Here is an 18032-nt window from a genome sequence, read left to right as displayed (position 1 = left end):
CGCAGCTTTCGCAGGTGAGGGAAGACCCGTGCAGTTCCGCCAACAGGCCCTCGCCAAGCTCCAGTCACCGGAGGAGCTCGACCTTCCGGTGCGCTTCGCCCGGCCCCAGGGCTGGCTCGTGATGTCGGTGACGGTGGTCGTGATGGCCGCCGCGTCCGTGTGGGCGGTGACCGGCTCGGTGGCCTCCACGGTGAGCGCGCCCGCCATCCTGACGCACGGGCAGGGCAGTTACATCCTGCAGAGCCCGGTCGCTGGCCAGGTCACGCAGGTGATCGCCAAGGAGGGCACTCAGCTGGCCGCCAACTCCCCGGTTTTGAAGGTCCGTACGTCCGAGGGCGACACCGTCGTCCGCACGGTCGCCGCGGGCCGGCTCACCGCGCTGGCGGCCACCATCGGGCAGATCATCTCGACCGGCGCGAACGTCGCCGCCGTGGAGAAGGTCGCCCACGCCTCCGACCCGATGTACGCCACGGTGTACGTGCCCGCCGACAACGCGGCCTCCATTCCCGTGAACGCCGCCGTGGACCTGACCGTCTCCTCGGTGCCCACCCAGGAGTACGGCGTGCTGCGCGGCCATGTGCAGTCGGTGGACCGCTCCGCCCAGTCGGCGCAGCAGATCGCCGCCTTCCTCGGGGACAGCCAGCTCGGCGAGCAGTTCACGAAGGACGGCCGGCCGGTCGCGGTCCTGGTGAAGCTGGACAAGTCCGAGAAGACCAAGAGCGGTTACCGGTGGTCGTCCGCGGACGGCCCGCCCTTCGCCCTCACCTCCATGACCGTGGCCTCGGGTTCGATCCGGCTGGCCGATCAGCGTCCCGTCGATTGGCTGCTGCCGTGAGCACCGCACAGGACACCCGGAGCAGGCGCCGCTCGGCCCCGCCCAAGCGCCCGGTCCCCACGGGGAGGGCGAAGACGGTCCGTACGCCCACCGTGCTGCAGATGGAGGCAGTGGAGTGCGGCGCGGCCTCCCTCGCGATGGTGCTCGGCCACTACGGCAAGCACGTCCCGCTGGAGGAGCTGCGCATCGCCTGCGGTGTCTCCCGGGACGGCTCACGCGCCAGCAACCTCCTGAAGGCTGCCCGCAGTTACGGTCTGACGGCCAAGGGCATGCAGATGGACACGGCCGCGCTCGCCGAGGTGAAGAGCCCGGCGGTGCTGTTCTGGGAGTTCAACCACTACGTAGTCTACGACGGCATGGGCCGCCGCTTCGGACGCCGCGGCGTCTACATCAACGACCCCGGCAAGGGCCGCCGTTTCGTCCCGATGGAGGACTTCGACGGCAGCTTCACCGGTGTCGTCCTGGTGATGGAGCCCGGCGAGGGCTTCACCCGGGGCGGCCGCAAGCCGGGGGTCCTCGGCGCGATGCCGGCCCGGCTGCGCGGCACCGCGGGCACCATGCCGACGGCGGTCCTGGCGAGCCTGCTGCTGGTGCTGGTCGGCGCGGCCACCCCCGCGCTGAGCCGCACGTACATCGACATGTTCCTGATCGGTGGTCAGACCTCGCTGCTCGGCGTGCTGTTCACGTCGATGGGGGCGTGCGTGGCCCTCACCCTGGCGCTGACCTGGCTCCAGCAGGCGAACCTGCTGCACGGCCGCATCATCTCCTCGACGCTGTCCAGCGCCCGCTTCCTGCGCCATCTGCTGCGCCTCCCGGTGACGTTCTTCTCGCAGCGCAGCCCGGCCGACCTGGTGCAGCGCCTCCAGTCCAACGACCAGGTGGCCGAGACCCTGGCCCGCGACCTCGCGGCGGCGGGCGTCGACGCCGTGGTCGTCGTCCTGTACGCGATCCTGCTCTACAGCTACGACCCCCAGCTCACCTATGTCGGCATCGGTGTGGCCCTGCTGAACGTGGTGGCCATGCGGGTCGTCATCCGACTGCGTGCCACGCGTACGGCGAAGCTGCGCGCCGACAGCGCCCGGCTCACCAACACCGCCTACACCGGTCTGCAGTTGATCGAGACGATGAAGGCGACCGGCGGCGAGGACGGCTACTTCCGCAAGTGGGCCGGTCAGCACGCCACCACGCTTGAGGAGCAGCAGCGGCTCGGGGTGCCGAGCGCCTGGCTGGGCGTGGTCGCCCCGATGCTGGCCACCTTCAACAGCGCCCTCATCCTGTGGATCGGCGGCATGCGGGCCATCGAGGGCGGCATCTCCGTCGGTCTGCTGGTCGCCTTCCAGGCCCTGGTCACCCGCTTCACCGCGCCGATCACCCGCCTCAACGGCGTGGCCGGCCGCATCCAGGACTTCGCGGCCGACGTGGCCCGCCTCAAGGACGTCGAGAACTTCAAGGCCGATCCGCTCTACGGCCGTCCCGGCGCCGGCGACTCGACCCGCAGGCTGCACGGCCATGTCGAGCTGCAGAACATCACCTTCGGCTACAACCCGCTCGACAAGCCGCTGCTGACCGGCTTCGACCTGACCGTCGGCCCCGGGCAGCAGGTGGCGCTGGTGGGCGGCTCCGGCAGCGGCAAGTCGACCGTGTCCCGGCTGATCTCGGGCCTGTACGCGCCCTGGGAGGGCGTGATCCGCATCGACGGACAGCGCCTGGACGACATTCCGCGCGGCGCGCTCGCCGCCTCGGTGTCCTTCGTCGACCAGGACGTCTTCCTCTTCGAGGGCTCGGTCCGCGACAACGTGGCGCTGTGGGACCCGTCGATCCCGGACGACGCCGTGGTGGAGGCGCTGCGGGACGCGGCCCTGTACGACGTGGTCGTGCGGCGGCCCGGCGGCATCCACAGCAGGGTCGAGCAGGACGGCCGCAACTTCTCCGGGGGCCAGCGCCAACGCCTGGAGATCGCACGGGCGTTGGTGCGCAGGCCCAGCATCCTGGTCCTCGACGAGGTGACCAGCGCGCTGGACGCGGAGACCGAGCAGGTCGTCATGGACAACCTGCGCAGGCGCGGCTGCGCCTGTGTGGTGATCGCGCACCGGCTCAGCACCGTGCGCGACAGCGACGAGATCGTCGTACTGCAGCACGGCACGATCGTGGAACGCGGGCGGCACGAGGAACTGGTGGCGCGCGGCGGCGCGTACGCGGCGCTGGTCAGGGAACGGTGAGATGACGACCGCACACGAAGGCGATGTGGTCCTGGGGGCCCTCGGGCAGATGGGCACGCGGGTCGACTGCGCAGGCTTCAGCCGTATCGACCTCGAAGGGCCGCAGGTGCTCTGGCTGGTCGTGTCGGGCGCCGTGGACCTGTTCGCGGTGGACGCCGGGCAGCAGGGCCACTGGCACCACCTGGGCCGCCTGGAGCCGGGCGCGCTCTTGCTCGGACCGGTGTCGGGGCCCGAGCACACCCTGGTGGCGAGGCCCCTCAGGGACTGCGTGGTGCACCGCATCGGCCTACGCGAGCTGTACGAACCGGCGCACACCCAGACGTGGTCGTACGACGCGTACGGCAACCCCCAGTACGTGCCGCCGACGACGAGCCCGCTGGAGTACGCCCTCGCGCTCGGCGTGGGCCGGAGCCTGTCCATCCTCTTCCAGGCACCGATGGCCGACGAGCGGGCCGCCGCCCCGACCGACGACGACGTCTTCTGGATGCAGGTGCCGCCGGGCAGCGTGCAGTACGGCTCGCTCTACGGCGCGGAGGCGGCCGCCGACCTGTTGATGGATCCGGCGGTCTGGCAGTCCATGGTCGACCAGCAGTACCGGCTGCTCACCACGCTGGACCGCTGGATCGAGCAGCTGGAGCGCACCCACGAGACCAGGACGGCCGCCGGTATCAAGGCCGGTGAGGCCGTGCGCGCCCAGGCCGACCGGACCTTGCTGGCCTCCATCGGCAAGTCCAAGCAGCGCGCGACGACGGCCGACGCCGACGCGAGTTACGCGGCCTGCAAGCTGGTCGCCGACGCGGCCGGGATCCCGCTCGCCGAGAACGCGCACAGCGGCACCGAGAGCGACCGCCTCGACCCGGTCGAGCGGATCGCCCTCGCCTCCCGCGTCCGCATCAGGTCGGTGCGCCTGGACGGTCGTTGGTGGCGCGACAACGTCGGCCCGCTGGTGGGCCACCGCGCCCTGTCGGGCACGCCGGTCGCACTGCTGTGGCGGCGCGGCGGCTATGTGGCCGTACATCCGGCGACGGGCCGCGAGACGCCGATCGAGAAGGACAACGCGGAGGAGTTCGAGCCGCGCGCGGTGATGTTCTACCGCCCGCTGCCCGACCGGGGGCTCAGTCCGCTCGGCCTGCTGCGGTTCAGCATGCGCGGCACGGGCGGCGATATGACGAACCTGCTGCTCAGCGGTCTGGTGACGGTGGCGATCGGCGCGCTGGTCCCCATCGCGACCGGCAAGGTGCTCGGCGAGTTCGTGCCGAGGGCGCAGACCGCGCTGATCGTGCAGGTGTGTCTGGCCGTGATGGTCAGCGGGGTGGTGACGGCGGCCTTCATGCTGCTGCAGAACCTCACCATGCTCCGTCTGGAGGGCCGTATCGAGGCGACCCTGCAACCGGCCGTCTGGGACCGTCTTCTGAGGCTGCCGACGAAGTTCTTCACCGAGCGCTCGACCGGTGAACTGGCCAGTCAGGCCATGGGCATCAGCTCGATCCGCCGGATGATGGCGGGCCTCGGCCCCACCGTCGCCCAGTCCGTGACCGTCGGCGCGATGAACCTGGGCCTGCTGTTCTGGTACAGCGTCCCGATGGCGATGGCGGCGATCGGCATGCTCGTCGTCATCGCCGCCGGCTTCCTCGGCCTCGGACTGTGGCAGGTGCGCTGGCAGCGGCGGCTGGTCGTGCTCAGCAACAAGCTGAACAACCAGGCCTTCCAGACCCTGCGGGGTCTGCCCAAGCTCAGGGTGGCGGCGGCCGAGAACTACGCGTACGCGGCCTGGGCCTCGGAGTTCGCCCGCAGCCGCGAACTCCAGCAGAAGGTCGGCCGGATCAAGAACCTCACCGCGGTGATGGGCTCGGTCTACCTCCCGCTGTGCACCCTGCTGATGTTCATGCTGCTGGCGGGCCCGGCGCGCGGCTCGATGTCGGCGGCGGAGTTCCTCACCTTCAACACCTCGGTGACGATGCTGCTGACCGCGGTCACCCAGCTCACCGGTGCCTTCGTCTCGGCGGTGTCCGCGCTGCCGCTGTTCGAGGAGATCAAGCCGGTCCTTCAGGCGCAGCCGGAGGTGCGCACGGCGAGCACCCGGCCGGGCCCGCTGACCGGGGCGATGGAGGCCCGCAAGCTCTCCTTCCGGTACTCCGACGACGGTCCCCTGATCCTCGACGACGTGTCCTTCGAGATCCGGCCGGGCGAGTTCGTGGCGATCGTCGGCCCGAGCGGCTGCGGCAAGTCGACCCTGCTCAGACTGCTGATCGGCTTCGACCGTCCGGTCTCCGGGAGCGTCCTGTACGACGGCCAGGACCTGGCCGCCCTCGACCAGTCGGCGGTGCGCCGGCAGTGCGGTGTCGTCCTCCAGCACGCCCAGCCGTTCACCGGCTCCATCCTGGACGTCATCTGCGGCACCGAGCCCTACACACCCGAGGAGGCGATGGCGGCGGCCGCGATGGCGGGGCTCGCGGAGGACATCCAGCGGATGCCGATGGGCCTGCACACCATCGTCTCGGGCAGCGGGGCGATCTCCGGCGGCCAGCGCCAACGCCTCATGATCGCCCAGGCGTTGATCCGGCGGCCGCGGATCCTCTTCTTCGACGAGGCGACCAGCGCCCTGGACAACGACACCCAGCGCACGGTCATCGAGTCCACCAAGGCCCTCAACGCCACTCGGATCGTCATCGCCCACCGGCTGTCCACGGTGCTGGACGCCGACCGCGTGATCGTCATGGAGAACGGCAGGGTCGCCCAGCAAGGCCCGCCTGCACAGCTCCTCGCGGACACCGGCGGGCGACTGCACGAGCTGGTGCGGCGGCAGATGGCGTAGCGGCGCCCGGGTCGCCGCCACCCCCTCAGCGAAACGTTGCCGTTTCGCTCGGCATGGTCTAGCCTCGTCGCGTACGAAACCGTTTCGTTTATGAACCGGAAGAGCCCGGCCGACTTTCCCTGGAGTTGTTCCCATGTCCCAGAAGACTGTGACCGACAGCGGGCCGGAGGGCGCCGTCGAGGCGCCGACCGACGCTTCGGCCAAGCGGTGGTGGATCCTCGCCGTCGTCGCGCTCGCCCAGCTGATGGTGGTCCTCGACGCCACCATCGTGAACATCGCCCTCCCCTCGGCCCAGGCCGACCTCGGGTTCTCCGACGGCAACCGGCAGTGGATCGTCACGGCCTACGCCCTGGCGTTCGCCTCCCTGCTCCTGCTCGGCGGGCGGATAGCCGACCTCTTCGGCCGCAAGACGGCCTTCCTCATCGGTGTCGTCGGCTTCGCGGCCGTCTCCGCGCTCGGCGGTGCCGCCACCAACTTCGAGATGCTGGTCACCGCCCGTGCCCTGCAGGGCGCCTTCGGCGCGCTCCTCGCACCGGCCGCGCTCTCCCTGCTCAACACGACGTTCACCGACGCCCGCGAGCGGGCCAAGGCGTTCAGCGTGTACGGCGCCATCGCCGGCGCCGGTGGCGCGGTGGGCCTGCTGCTCGGCGGTGTCCTGACCGACGCGCTCGACTGGCGCTGGACGCTGTACGTCAACGTCGTCATCGCCGTCCTCGCCTTCGCGGGCGGCTGGCTGCTGCTGCACAACCACCGTGACGCCGCCAACTCCAAGCTCGACGTGCCCGGCACGCTGCTGGTCGCCGCCGGCCTCTTCTCCCTGGTCTACGGCTTCTCCAACGCCGAGACGCACGACTGGGGCTCCCCCGAGACCTGGGGCTTCCTGGTCGCGGGCGGTCTGCTGCTGACCGCCTTCGCCTGGTGGCAGACCCGCGCCGCACACCCGCTGCTGCCGCTGCGCATCCTGCTGGATCGCAACCGCGCCGCTTCCTTCCTGGCCGTGCTGATCTCCGGCGGCGGCATGTTCGGCGTCTTCCTCTTCCTCACCTACTACCTCCAGCTGAACCTGGGCTTCAGCCCGACCAAGACCGGTGCGGCGTTCCTGCCCATGGTCGCCGCGCTGATGGTCGCGGCCCAGGTCAGCACCACGATGCTGGTCCCCCGGATCGGGCCGAAGGTGGTCATCCCGCTGGGCTTCGCCGTCGCCGCGGCCGGCATGGCCTGGCTGACCGGGATCGGCGTCGGCTCCAGCTACCTGTCCGCGGTACTGCCCCAGCTGATCGTGACCGGCTTCGGCCTCGGCCTGGTCATGCCGCCGGCCATGCAGCTGGCCACCGGCGGGGTCGCGGCCGAGGACGCGGGAGTCGCCTCCGCCACCGTCAACGCCATGCAGCAGGTGGGCGGTTCGATCGGCACCGCACTGCTGAACACACTGGCCGCGAGCGCCGCCACCGACTACCTGGCCGGCAAGGACCCGACGAACAAGCTGGTCCAGGCCCGGGCGACGATCGAGAGCTACACCACCGCCTTCTGGTGGTCGGCCGGTCTCTTCGCCGTCGGCGCGCTGATCACCTTCCTGCTCTTCCGGCGCGGGGTGCCGGAGCAGGACGCGGACGCCGCACCCGTCGTACACATGTAGTAACCGCAGCAGGAGCCGCTAGGTCCGAGGGGCCGCCGTCAGCAGGGAGACGGCGGCCCTTCCCTGTCGACGGGCGGTGCCCTGCCCGTGGCTGAGAGCGACGCCCGATGGGGACGGCGGGCGTTGGAAGGGGCTCTCGGTGGGTACCCACAGGGCCATGCGGATAAGCGTGGTGGATGTGGGTTCGAACACGGTCCGGCTCGTGGTCGCGGACGCCGAGGACGGGGTGCCGTTGCCGGTCCACACGGCGAAGTGGCGGCTGAGACTGGCCGATCATGTGCGGCCGGGCGGTCCGGTCCCCGAGGAGGCCGTGGAACGGTTGGTGGAGGCGGTGGAAGAAGCCGGCCGGACCGCCGCCAAGTGGGGTGCGGCCGGACCGCTTGCCTTCGCGACCGCGGTCGTGCGCTCCGCGCCCAACCGTCAGGAGGTGCTGCGCACCGTCCGCACCCGGACCGGCATCGGGCTGTACACCCTGCCGGGCGAGATGGAGGCGGAGCTCACGTTTCTCGGGGCGCGGCGCTGGATGGGCTGGCGCGCGGGGCCGCTCGCGCTGTTCGACATCGGCGGCGGGTCGCTCGAAGTGGCCTTCGGGCGCGGCCGGTTGCCGGACTACGTGGCCTCGCTGCCGCTGGGCGCGGGCCGACTGACGCACGAGTTCTTCGAAGGGCAGGACCCGCCACCCCCGGAGGCGATGCGGGATCTGCGCCGCAAGGTACGCCACCAGCTGCGGGACGTGGCCTCACGGATCCGCTGGGAGGGACCGCGCACCGCCGTGGCCACCTCACGCACCTTCGAGCAGCTGGGACGGCTGTGCGGCACCCCGCCCGGGCGGCGCGGACCGTTCGTGGAACGCCGGATGCACCGCGCCGACCTGGGGGAGGCCGTCGAGCGCCTGGCCGCCATCCCGGCCGCCCGGCGGGCCGAACTGCCCGGCATCTCCGCCCCACGCGCCTCGCAGAGCCTGGCCGGTGCCGTGGTGGGCCACACGGCGATGAAACTCACCGGGATCAGGACCGTCACCATCTGCCCCTGGGCGATCCGCGAGGGGGTCCTGCTGCGGCACATCGAGGACGGCGCCTCCTGGTGGGCGGAGATCGCCCGCCGCAACGAGGAGAACACCGTCCCCGCCGAGCCGGTGCCCCTGCGTATCGCGACCGCCACCACCTGAACGAGAAGAGCGAGGAGACAGCCGTGCCGGAGAAGAACCAGAAGCCCGACACCGCCCTGGACGAGGTGCTGCACGAGTTCGAGGACACCGAGAAGCGCGTGAGGGACTCCGACGAGCAGCGGACGCACCGGGGTGAGGGCGGGGACGCGACCACCCCCAATGAGCGTGCCCAGGACGAATCCGCAGGAGAGTGACCCTGGACGGCCCGGGTGGGGGAGGGTGATCCTCCGCCGCCCGGGTACCCGGGGGCCATGCCTCAGGACCCTCGAGAACCACAGCTGCCGCCGGCCCGGGGCCCGGTCTCCGCCGCAGTCCAGGAGTATCTGCTCGGCGTCGGCCCGCTGCCGCGTCACGAGACCGTCGCGACGGCGGACGTGTACGGCGACGACTTCCAGCTGGCCCTCTACATCTGTTACGAACTGCACTACCGCGGCTTTGCGGGCGTCTCCGGAGACCACGAGTGGGACCCGGACCTGCTGCGCACCAGGGCGGACCTGGAAAGCCGCTTTCTGTCCGCCCTGCGCAGGGACACCCCGGTCCACGACAGCGTCGACGACGCGCTCGCCGAGCTCCTGGTGGAGCCGGTCGACGGCACGGGAGTCAGTCACTTCCTGAGCAAGGAGGGCGAACTGTGGCAGGTGCGTGAGTACGCGGCCCAGCGTTCGCTCTACCACCTCAAGGAGGCCGACCCGCACGCGTGGGTGCTGCCGCGGCTGTGGGGCCGGGCCAAGGCGGGCATGGCGGCGATCGAGTACGACGAGTTCGGCGGCGGCCGCCCCGACCGCGTCCACGCTCTCCTCTTCGCCAACCTGATGACGGACCTGGGCCTGGACACGACGTACGGCCACTATCTGGACGCGGCCTGCCCGGAGATGCTCGCGACGGTGAACCTCATGTCCCTGCTGGGCCTGCACCGCAGCCTGCGCGGAGCTCTCGTGGGCCACTTCGCGGCGGTCGAGATCACCTCCTCCCCCGGTTCCCGGCGACTGGCCGAGGCGATGCGCCGCACCGGCGCGGGACCGGCCGCCGAGCACTTCTACGACGAGCACGTCGAGGCCGACGCCGTCCACGAACAGGTCGTACGCCATGAGGTGATCGGCGGTCTGCTGGCCGAGGAGCCGCAGCTGGCCGCCGACGTCGCCTTCGGTATCGACGTCACCGGACACGTCGAGGACCGGCTCGCCGACCGCCTGCTGCGCGACTGGGCGGACGGACGCTCGTCCCTGGTCAGGCCGCTGGCTTCCGAAATCCACCATATTTCCTGAATGTCGGGGTACTTGAGCGACGTGAGATCACTGATTCCTCCTCTGGTCCTCCCCGGTGTCTACAGCCCGCAGGAGGACACCGAGCTGCTGGCCGGAGCCCTGTCCGAGGAGCCGCTGCCGCCCGGCGCGGACGTTCTGGACGTGGGCACCGGGACGGGCGCCCTCGCTCTCCAGGCGGCTCGCCGGGGCAGCCGGGTGACCGCGGTCGACGTGTCGTGGCGCGCGGTGTGCACGGTCCGCGCGAACGCCTGGCTGACCGGTCTGCCGGTCCGGGTCCGGCGCGGAAACCTCTTCACTCCCGTGCGGGACCAGTCGTTCGACCTCATCCTGACCAATCCGCCGTACGTACCGGCGCCGACCGGCACTCGTCCGCCGCGCGGCAGGGCCCGGGCCTGGGACGCGGGCCACGACGGGCGGTTCGTGCTGGACCGCGTCTGCCGGGAGGCACCCGCACTGCTGCGCCCCGGAGGGGTGCTGCTGATGGTGCACTCCGAACTGAGCGACTCGGGGCGGACGGTGGAACATCTGCGCGCGGCCGGCCTCAAAGCCGCCGTGACCCGCCGGCACCGCATCGATTTCGGACCGGTGCTGCGCACGCGGAAGGAATGGCTGCGTCAGCGCGGTCTGCTGTCCGCCGCCGACGAGAAGGAAGAGCTGGTGGTCGTCCGTGCCGAACTCCCCCTCTGACTCCGAGCGGCCGTGCCGCATCCGGGTCCAGCACCGCGGTCCCCTGCTCGTGGAGGGCCCCGTGGAAGTGGAGCTGGAGGACGGCACCACGGTCGCCTCCGACCGCTTCCGGGTCGCCCTGTGCACCTGTCGGCGCAGTCGTCGCTATCCGTGGTGCGACACCAGTCACCGGGAGCGGACGCGCTGACAGGCAGTGACCGAGGGGGCCGGCGGACGGCCCCACTCCGTCCGCCGGCCCTCGGTGCGGGATCACGGGGTTCCGTGAAAGGGGCGGCACTCCCCAGCCACCGGCCCCGGGCAGGTCACGGGGTCCCCCGCGATCCCGGTCTCTCAGAACGCGAAGACGCTCGTCCCGTGGGAGTTCTTCACGCACTCGTTGGCGAAGGTGCGCTCGTAGGAGACGCGCTTGCCCCGCCAGACGCCGTCGACCGTGACCACCACGGGGTTGTACTCCCTGGTGCACAGGGCGTCCGATCCGGCCCCGAGAGCGTCGAAGTCCCCTTGCACGGCGCGCAGTTCGGCGCAGGCCTGGACCGCGGCCGGATGGGTGCCCGAGGAGGTCGGGGCACAGGTCAGGGTCACGGCACGTTCAGGGGTGACGGTGGCGGCGCTCTCTCCGTGCCCGAGGGTGAGCACGAGCGCCGAGGGGGCGTAGAGGCTTGAGGCGGCGGCCGGTTCGGCGAGGGCGGCCCCGGTCAGGGGTCCGCAGACGGCGGTGGCCGTGAGGCCGAGGGTCGCTGCCCAGCGCGCGGTGTTCCGCATTGTGTGCATCCTTCCGCTGGATTCGAGGGTGTGCCCTCCGACTCGGTCGGTGCCGGAGCGGCGAGCGCGAGTCTGCCGAGTCCTGGCCGCAACTTCACATCGACCCCACAGCTTTCAGTAACCTTGCGTGTTGAATCAGTGGCGTGAAGTCACATCATCCGAACAACTGAACCCTTTAACCGCGCGGTTCTTGATCGCCCGATCCGGCCGGATGGCCTGATTACCCCCTCTCGGCAATAGGCCTGAAACATTCCGCTTCAGCCGTCGGCGCACTCCGTCGCGACCTCTTGCGTTCATGAAGCAGTGGAGTAATCGTCATTACATGATTACCGACGAACAGCGAGAGAAGCTGCGCGGCTGGTTCACCGGCCGGTTGCCCGACGACCTCTTCGAGGCCCTGGTCGAGGTGCTGGTCGACCGCGAGGAGATCACCGTGATCGGCCGCATCCCCGGCCCCCGGCTCAGCGGAGACGTCTCGGCCGCCGAGCGGGAGGCGGCCGTGCAGGGCCGGATCCAGGAGTTCCGGGAACGCACCCGGGAGGAGCGCGTCGAGGTCGCCCGCGAGGCCGAGCACGCGTTCCGCCGCAAGGTCTCCTGGGGCGTGGAGTGCGACGGCGAGCGGGCCCTGTTCACACATGTGGCCGCGCCCGTGATGACCCGGCTGCGCCAGCCCGAGCGCCAGGTCCTGGACACCCTCATCGCCGGCGGGGTCGCCCGCAGCCGCAGTGACGCGCTCGCCTGGTGCGTCCGGCTGGTCCAGCGGCACACCGACGACTGGCTCGCCGAGCTGCGGGAGTCCCTGGAACACGTCCAGCGGGTGCGGGAGCGGGGGCCGGACACCGAGGGGGTGGCCGATTCCACCACCGGGGACCCGGAAGAGGGATAGAACGGACGCGCCCAAGGTCTTCAACCGCGGTCGGCGAAGCGGACGTTGCCGGCTCGCGCACCGCGGAAGGGCGTTGTCGGTGCCGTCGGCTACGTTGCGGGCATGACTCATTTCGTGCTGGTGGCAGGAGCAAGGCTCGGAGCGTCGGCGTGGGACGAGGTCGCGGCCGAGCTGCGGGCGACCGGGCACCAGGCCCATCCGCTGACCTTGTCGGGCCTCGCGGAGAAGCGGGGGGTCCCGGCGGGACAGCAGACCCATGTGCGGGACATCGTCGACGAGGTCGAGCGGCTGGACCTGCGCGAGGTCGTGCTCGTCGGGCACAGCTATGCGGGCGTGCCCGTGGGCCAGGCGGCCGAGCGGATCGGCGACCGGCTCGCGCGGGTGGTGTTCGTGGACTCCGGCGTGCCCGTCGACGGGGAGTCGTTCCTGTCGGGGTGGCCGAGCGACCACGTCCGCAAGGAGATCGAGGACAACGACGGTTTCTGGCCGCTGGTGGGCGCCGACTACTACGCCGGCCAGGGTCTGACGGACGAGCAGATCGCCCTGATCATCGACCGTTCGTCCCCGCACCCGGGCGCGACGCTCACCGAACCCGCCGTCCTCACCCGTCCCCTGGGCGAGCTTCCGGCGACCTACATCAAGTGCCTCCTCGACGACGAGGAACCCATGCCCGTGGTGGCGGAGCTGCTGAAGAGCGAGCGCTGGGAACTGGTCCAGATGGACACCGGCCACTGGCCGATGTTCTCCCGGCCACGGGAGCTGGCCGCGATCCTCGCCGAGCATGCGGCGGCCACCCCCTCCTGACCGGCACCGGCCTGCGGATATCGTCGGCGCACCCGACGACGAGAGGCGGTTCCGACGGATGGCCAAGCACTGGGCGGACTTCCAGTACGAGATCTATCTGAGCGGGACGTCGGGTGCGGTGCCCCGGCTGCCCACCGACCTGACCCGGCTGGAGGAGCTCACCGAACAGCGCCTCGGTCCGGGACCGGTGGGCTATGTGGCGGGCAGCGCGGGCGACGGCAGTACGGCCCGGGCGAACCGGGCGGCTCTCGAGCGGCGCCGGATCGTCCCGCGCATGCTGCGGGACGTCCATGAACGCGATCTGTCCGTCGAGGTGTTGGGGCGTGCCCTGCCCGCGCCGCTGGCGCTGGCGCCGGTGGGCGTCCTGTCGATCATGCACCCCGACGCGGAACCGGCGGCGGCCCGGGCGGCGGCGGCACAGGGCGTGCCGTACATCCTGTCGTCCGCCTCCAGTACGCCGATGGAGCAGGTCGCCGAGGCGATGGGGGACGCCGAACGCTGGTTCCAGCTGTACTGGCCGAAGGACCCGCAGGTGGCGCTGAGCTTTCTGAACCGGGCGAAGGCGGCCGGGTTCACGGCCCTGGTCGTCACCCTGGACACGCCGTTGCTGTCCTGGCGGCCCCGTGATCTCGACCAGGCGTATCTGCCGTTCCTGCATGGCGTGGGCACCGCCAACTACTTCTCCGATCCGGCCTTCCGGGCGGGCCTGGCCAAGCCGGTGCAGGAGGACCCGAACGCGGCCGTGCTGCACTTCGTCGGCATGTTCGCGGACCCCGGAAAGACCTGGCCCGACCTCGCTTTCCTGCGGGAAAACTGGGACGGGCCGATCATCCTCAAGGGCGTCCTGCACCCCGACGACGCCCGCCTCGCCGCCGACGCCGGGATGGACGGGGTCGTGGTCTCCAACCACGGCGGCCGTCAGGTCGCCGGGGCCGTCGCGGCGGCCGACGCGCTGCCGGGGGTGGTGGAGGCGGTCGGCGACCGGCTGACCGTGCTCTTCGACAGCGGTGTCCGCACCGGCGACGACGTCTTCAAGGCCCTCGCGCTCGGCGCCCGCGCGGTGCTCCTCGGACGCCCGTACGTCTACGGCCTCGGCCTCGACGGGCAGGCCGGCGTCGAGCACGTGATCCGCTGTCTGCTGGCGGAGTTGGACCTCACGCTCGCCCTCTCGGGCCACGCGAGCCCGGCCACGGTCGGCCCCGACGACCTCGTGGAGGGCCCCGCCTGAGGGGAGACCTCCGCGAGCGGAGGCCTCCCCGGTTCCTAGATCCGGTCCGTGAGACCCGCGGGCCGGGCCTGCGGGGCCTCGCTCCCGGTGACCGACAGCGAGCCGGGACTGGCGCTGGAGGCCGCGTCGGTCAGCCAGCGCTGCTGGTCCGAGCGGTCACGGACCTTGACGACGACATCGGCGCCCGGGTCCTCGGCGGTGGGGGCGAGGGCGAGCTGCTCGTCCCAGCGGGGCAGTAACTCCCCCTGCACGGTGAGGTCGTAGCGCACGTCGCCGGCCCGCTCGGCCTTCTCGTCGGCGCAGGTGCCGAGGATGACCACACCGGCGTCCACGTGCGAGTCCAGGCACAGCTCGATGTCCGCCTCGCTGCGCAGCAGCCCGTCCTCCCCGTACGACCACTGCTGGGTCCGCTCGGTCGAGCAGGCGGCGAGTTCGGTGGCCGCGCCCGCCTTCACCGTGCCCCGGATGTCGAGGCAGAGGTCGGCGGCGGCGTTGCGCAGCCGGGTCACCGCCGGTGCGGTGGGCAGCTGGGCGGTGCCCGGGGTGCCGGCGCCCGGGGCCGTACCGCTGCCGGTGGCGCTGGTGGAGGCGGCCGGGTCGGCGCCGCCGTCGTGCGACCACAGGCCGGTGGCGAGCATGGCCGCGAGGAGTCCGGCGGAGGTGAGGCCGACCCCGGTGAGCAGCGTCCGTGAGGAGCCCAGGCCCCTGCCCTCGCCAGGAGCGCGGCGGCCTGGCGTCGGGATGCGGGCGAGGATACGGCGGCGTCCCGCGCCGTGCCGGCCGGCGCCCCGGCCGCGGGCCGCCGTCTGGGGCGTACGCCCGGCGCGCAGTTCGAGATAGCGGCGGGCACCCCAGCCGAGTACCGCCTCGGCGATCAGTATGCCCAGGCCGCCCTCGAAATGGCTCAGTTGTTCCGCGGCGGAACGGCAGTAGCGGCACTCCGCGAGATGCTGCTGGACATCGGGCAGCAGGGCTCCGCCGCGGCGAATCGGAACGTCCAAGAGGCGGTTGTAGAAGCGGCAATCCTTCGTCGGCGCGAGTTCCCGATGGGCATGTACACATCCCTCACGGAATTTTTCACGCGCCTGTTCGAGCGCGGCCGACGCCGTGTCGGTATCCATGCCGAGGAGCGCGGCGGGCACGGCAATCGACTCCGCCTCCACCTCGGTGTGCCACAGCAGGCAGCGGGCGAGTCCGGGAAGGGACTGGAATGACCGCTCGGCGAGCTTGCGGTTTTCGGGGGTCATGGACTTCGCCGCCCGCATGCCACGGCCGCCGTTCGGCTTCATCAGGTCCGGCAGTACAGCGGTTGTCCGATCCTCGGTCGTCCACTCCCTGACCGTGTCCCGCACGGCCACGAGGGTTCTGGGGCGCAGCGCGAGGGCCTGTTCGCCGAGCGCGAGCCGGTCCAGGACCTGGTGAAAGGCGGCCGCGGCCACCATGGAGGCGGTCTCGCTCGGGGAGGCGAGGCAGATGACCGCGTATTCGTGCGCCGGTTTCCAGTGGCGCGCCATGAGCAGCGCGACGGCCTGGGCGGCCTCGCCGTCGGGACGGCCCCTGAGCCGGGCGGCGAGATCCTCGTCGGATTCCGAGGAGGCACCGCCGGGCGGCGGGTAAGGAGGGAGCGGTGGGTGGGGGGTTGGCACTGAGCGGGTTTCCTTCCCACAGACATGGGACTCACAGAAGTTCTCGTGCCGAAAAGGAGTGCCGAAGGGCGTCCCTTTTGGGCGCGGGCGTGGGAAGCACGAATTCGCCGACGCCCCTTCATCCCGGTTCCCCACGGGACGAATGCGACCCGGCCCTTGCCCCCCACACAGGGGGTTCACCCTTGCACACGTCACTCACGGCCAACAAGGCACTTGGGCAACATCAGCGTCAATGGAAAGACAATCCGGGGGAACCGCAACTGCGTCCCCTCGCACCGGCTTTCGACATTCCATGCGCCCCGTGTGAAACCCGCGCACGCGCCGGAGCGCCACGCACGCTGCCCCCGCCCGGCGACCGGTGGTCCAGTGGAGACGGCCCCTCCGGGAGGCCCCGCGCGGGACGGCGGCTCTTCCGCGCGAAACCCCGGCCGCCGACCCCGTTCCTCCCGCCCTCGGTCGGCGGCCCCGGGGGCGGGGCGGTCGGCGGCCTCAGATCTGCCAGGAGCGCAGCCGGTCGGCCGCGCCGTACACGTCGGTCTTGCCGGAGATCAGGTCGCGGGCGAGGTCGACGAGGACGCCGTACGGCGGGTCGATGCCGACGCCGCTGACGAACATGTAGGCCACGGCGGTGGCGCAGGCGAAGCGGGCGTTGGCCGACGGTAAGGGCTTGAGCAGGGCCAGGGTGTGCAGGAGGGCGGCGGCGCGCCAGGCCGGGTCGGAGTCGACGCCCAGGCGGGGCGGGTCGACGCGGTGCCGGGCGACGGCGGCGACCAGGGCCGAGAAGTCGTTGATCGTGGGCTGCTCGGGCAGGACCTCTTCGTGCCGCTGGAGCAGCCAGGGCACGTCGATGTGAACCGCGGAAGCCATCGGTCAGCCGACCCGCCCCGCACCCTTGCCCGCCGGTTCGTCCTCGGGGAAGGCGGCGGCGAACTCGTCGGCATGGGCGGAGAAGAACCGCCGGAACGCTTCCGCGCCTTCCTGCAGGGCCCGGTGCCGGGCGATGTCGGCCGCGGCGGCCTCCCGGACGAGGGCCTTCATCGACGTACCGCGCTCCTTGGCGATCTGCCGCAGGTCCTCTAGCTCGCGATCGCTGAACTCCACGTTGAGAGCTGGCATGCCTCCACGGTACCGCTCGGGTACTCGGCCGTAAATACGCGCAGGTCACATGGGATATGAACCGGTACCTGCGAGGTCTGAAGCACGGTGTCCGATTCCCGCCGGACCGGCGGTGCGCGACACTCGATCGGGTGATCGTTTACTGGCGGGCTTGCGGAGCCCTGGGCCGATCGGGCTAACGTGATCGTGCGACCTGGGACACCGGGTACGGCGTCAGCGTGCGGGGTCTCTGCTCCACCAGAGGATGGGTCAGGGCCTCCCCGCCGCCTCTGGCCGTACCCAACTGGCCAGGTCGTGAGGGCGGCGTCCATCAGCGGCCTCCGGCCGCGGGGGCCTCCCGGGCCCGGACCACGCACAGGATGCGTGTCGCCACCCCGGGGTCGAGTACGCCGGGGACCAGCTCGCCCAAGACCGTTCGGGGCGCGCGGCTGACGGGCCCACTCCCGCTCAGTCCACAGGAACGGTAGAGCGCGGCGCGCAGGGCGGACACCGGGGCGGGCAGGTCGTGGGTGAAGTGAGTTCCTGATGGTCGAGCAGCGCCCCCGCGCCCAGTCACGGGGCACGGCGACGGTCCTCCCGCGGGGCCGCGGTGTGGTCTTCACGACCCGTGAACGGCCGGTACGCACGAAGCGCGGCTGGTCGACCGGGGCGACGCGGCACGGGGTGAGCGTCGTGCGCTCCGGCCGCCGGCACGCGCTGGGGATCGTGTTCCACGACGCGTCCTAGCACACGGCCGGGCTTCGAGGGGGCACCTTCAAACGGTGCGGGAACCATGGCGGCACACGCTTCGGGAGCGTGCTCCACGACGCGCCCTCGCACACAGCCGGGCCTCGACCGGGCAACCCACCAAACAGTGCTGGAACCATGGCGGCACTGGTCCGGATCGTCGATGCCCGGCCGGCGTGGCCGAGCGTCGGAGCCGCCGGGCGAGCCGACGATCGCGTTCACGGCTGCCCGGCTGCGTC

Annotated in this window: 16 protein-coding genes and 1 pseudogene; 13 read left to right on the top strand and 4 right to left on the bottom strand. The window is 71.4% G+C overall.

The features are described from left to right. The first annotated feature begins 28 nt into the window (after positions 1–28). The 9 genes from ACIRP7_RS06820 (at position 29) to ACIRP7_RS06780 (ending at position 10812) form a co-directional block, all read left to right on the top strand. Positions 29–835, top strand: coding sequence for an HlyD family efflux transporter periplasmic adaptor subunit (locus ACIRP7_RS06820; protein WP_403654781.1), 807 nt, complete (start codon positions 29–31; stop codon positions 833–835). After that, the gene (locus ACIRP7_RS06815) at positions 832–3054 is read left to right on the top strand and encodes an NHLP family bacteriocin export ABC transporter peptidase/permease/ATPase subunit (protein WP_403654779.1); all 2223 of its coding nucleotides are present in this window, start codon (positions 832–834) and stop codon (positions 3052–3054) included. The genes ACIRP7_RS06820 and ACIRP7_RS06815 overlap by 4 nt, the downstream gene beginning before the upstream one ends. A 1-nt stretch (position 3055) precedes the next feature. After that, a complete protein-coding gene (locus tag ACIRP7_RS06810; protein WP_403654777.1) occupies positions 3056–5869 on the top strand; it encodes an NHLP bacteriocin export ABC transporter permease/ATPase subunit in 2814 nt (937 codons plus the stop codon). Between the two features lie 133 nt (positions 5870–6002). Continuing rightward, a complete protein-coding gene (locus ACIRP7_RS06805; protein WP_403654775.1) occupies positions 6003–7505 on the top strand; it encodes an MFS transporter in 1503 nt (500 codons plus the stop codon). Positions 7506–7662: 157 nt separating this feature from the next. After that, positions 7663–8673: a Ppx/GppA family phosphatase gene (locus ACIRP7_RS06800; protein ID WP_403654773.1), complete on the top strand. Its 1011-nt coding sequence runs from the start codon at positions 7663–7665 to the stop codon at positions 8671–8673. Between the two features lie 23 nt (positions 8674–8696). After that, positions 8697–8867, top strand: coding sequence for a hypothetical protein (locus ACIRP7_RS06795; RefSeq protein ID WP_403654771.1), 171 nt, complete (start codon positions 8697–8699; stop codon positions 8865–8867). Positions 8868–8924: 57 nt separating this feature from the next. Next, complete coding sequence (locus tag ACIRP7_RS06790; RefSeq protein ID WP_403654769.1) at positions 8925–9938, top strand: iron-containing redox enzyme family protein; 1014 nt, start codon at positions 8925–8927, stop codon at positions 9936–9938. Next, complete coding sequence (locus ACIRP7_RS06785; RefSeq protein WP_403654767.1) at positions 9939–10625, top strand: HemK2/MTQ2 family protein methyltransferase; 687 nt, start codon at positions 9939–9941, stop codon at positions 10623–10625. Continuing rightward, positions 10606–10812, top strand: a complete 207-nt coding sequence (locus tag ACIRP7_RS06780; protein WP_352384887.1) for a CDGSH iron-sulfur domain-containing protein — start codon at positions 10606–10608, stop codon at positions 10810–10812. The genes ACIRP7_RS06785 and ACIRP7_RS06780 overlap by 20 nt, the downstream gene beginning before the upstream one ends. Positions 10813–10955: 143 nt before the next feature. On the opposite strand, the gene ACIRP7_RS06775 is transcribed toward ACIRP7_RS06780, so the two are convergent. Continuing rightward, positions 10956–11387 (bottom strand): protease inhibitor, encoded by a 432-nt coding sequence (locus tag ACIRP7_RS06775; RefSeq protein WP_403654765.1) that lies wholly within the window; start codon positions 11385–11387, stop codon positions 10956–10958. A gap of 322 nt (positions 11388–11709) precedes the next feature. Between ACIRP7_RS06775 and ACIRP7_RS06770 the strand changes: the two genes are divergently transcribed. The 3 genes from ACIRP7_RS06770 to ACIRP7_RS06760 all read left to right on the top strand — a co-directional run bounded on the left by ACIRP7_RS06770 (position 11710) and on the right by ACIRP7_RS06760 (position 14305). Beyond that, positions 11710–12273, top strand: coding sequence for a hypothetical protein (locus tag ACIRP7_RS06770; protein WP_403654763.1), 564 nt, complete (start codon positions 11710–11712; stop codon positions 12271–12273). 102 nt (positions 12274–12375) lie between these two features. Further along, the gene (locus ACIRP7_RS06765; RefSeq protein WP_403654761.1) at positions 12376–13077 is read left to right on the top strand and encodes an alpha/beta hydrolase; all 702 of its coding nucleotides are present in this window, start codon (positions 12376–12378) and stop codon (positions 13075–13077) included. A 58-nt stretch (positions 13078–13135) separates the two neighbouring features. After that, a complete protein-coding gene (locus ACIRP7_RS06760) occupies positions 13136–14305 on the top strand; it encodes a lactate 2-monooxygenase (RefSeq protein ID WP_403654759.1) in 1170 nt (389 codons plus the stop codon). A 35-nt stretch (positions 14306–14340) separates the two neighbouring features. Here the strand turns inward: ACIRP7_RS06760 and ACIRP7_RS06755 are convergent, their stop codons facing one another. The 3 genes from ACIRP7_RS06755 to ACIRP7_RS06745 all read right to left on the bottom strand — a co-directional run bounded on the left by ACIRP7_RS06755 (position 14341) and on the right by ACIRP7_RS06745 (position 17067). Next, positions 14341–15951: an RICIN domain-containing protein gene (locus tag ACIRP7_RS06755; protein WP_403654757.1), complete on the bottom strand. Its 1611-nt coding sequence runs from the start codon at positions 15949–15951 to the stop codon at positions 14341–14343. Between the two features lie 489 nt (positions 15952–16440). Beyond that, positions 16441–16818, bottom strand: a complete 378-nt coding sequence (locus tag ACIRP7_RS06750) for a toxin Doc (RefSeq protein WP_403654755.1) — start codon at positions 16816–16818, stop codon at positions 16441–16443. A gap of 3 nt (positions 16819–16821) precedes the next feature. Beyond that, a complete protein-coding gene (locus tag ACIRP7_RS06745) occupies positions 16822–17067 on the bottom strand; it encodes a hypothetical protein (protein WP_352384876.1) in 246 nt (81 codons plus the stop codon). Positions 17068–17583: 516 nt separating this feature from the next. Between ACIRP7_RS06745 and ACIRP7_RS06740 the strand changes: the two are divergent. After that, positions 17584–17793: pseudogene (locus ACIRP7_RS06740) on the top strand (2OG-Fe(II) oxygenase); the annotation flags it as partial. Positions 17794–18032: the final 239 nt, after the last annotated feature.

Source organism: Streptomyces sp. NPDC102270 (genome assembly GCF_044766405.1).
Taxonomy (GTDB): Bacteria; Actinomycetota; Actinomycetes; order Streptomycetales; family Streptomycetaceae; genus Streptomyces.
This window is presented reverse-complemented; position numbering and strand designations above follow the sequence as displayed.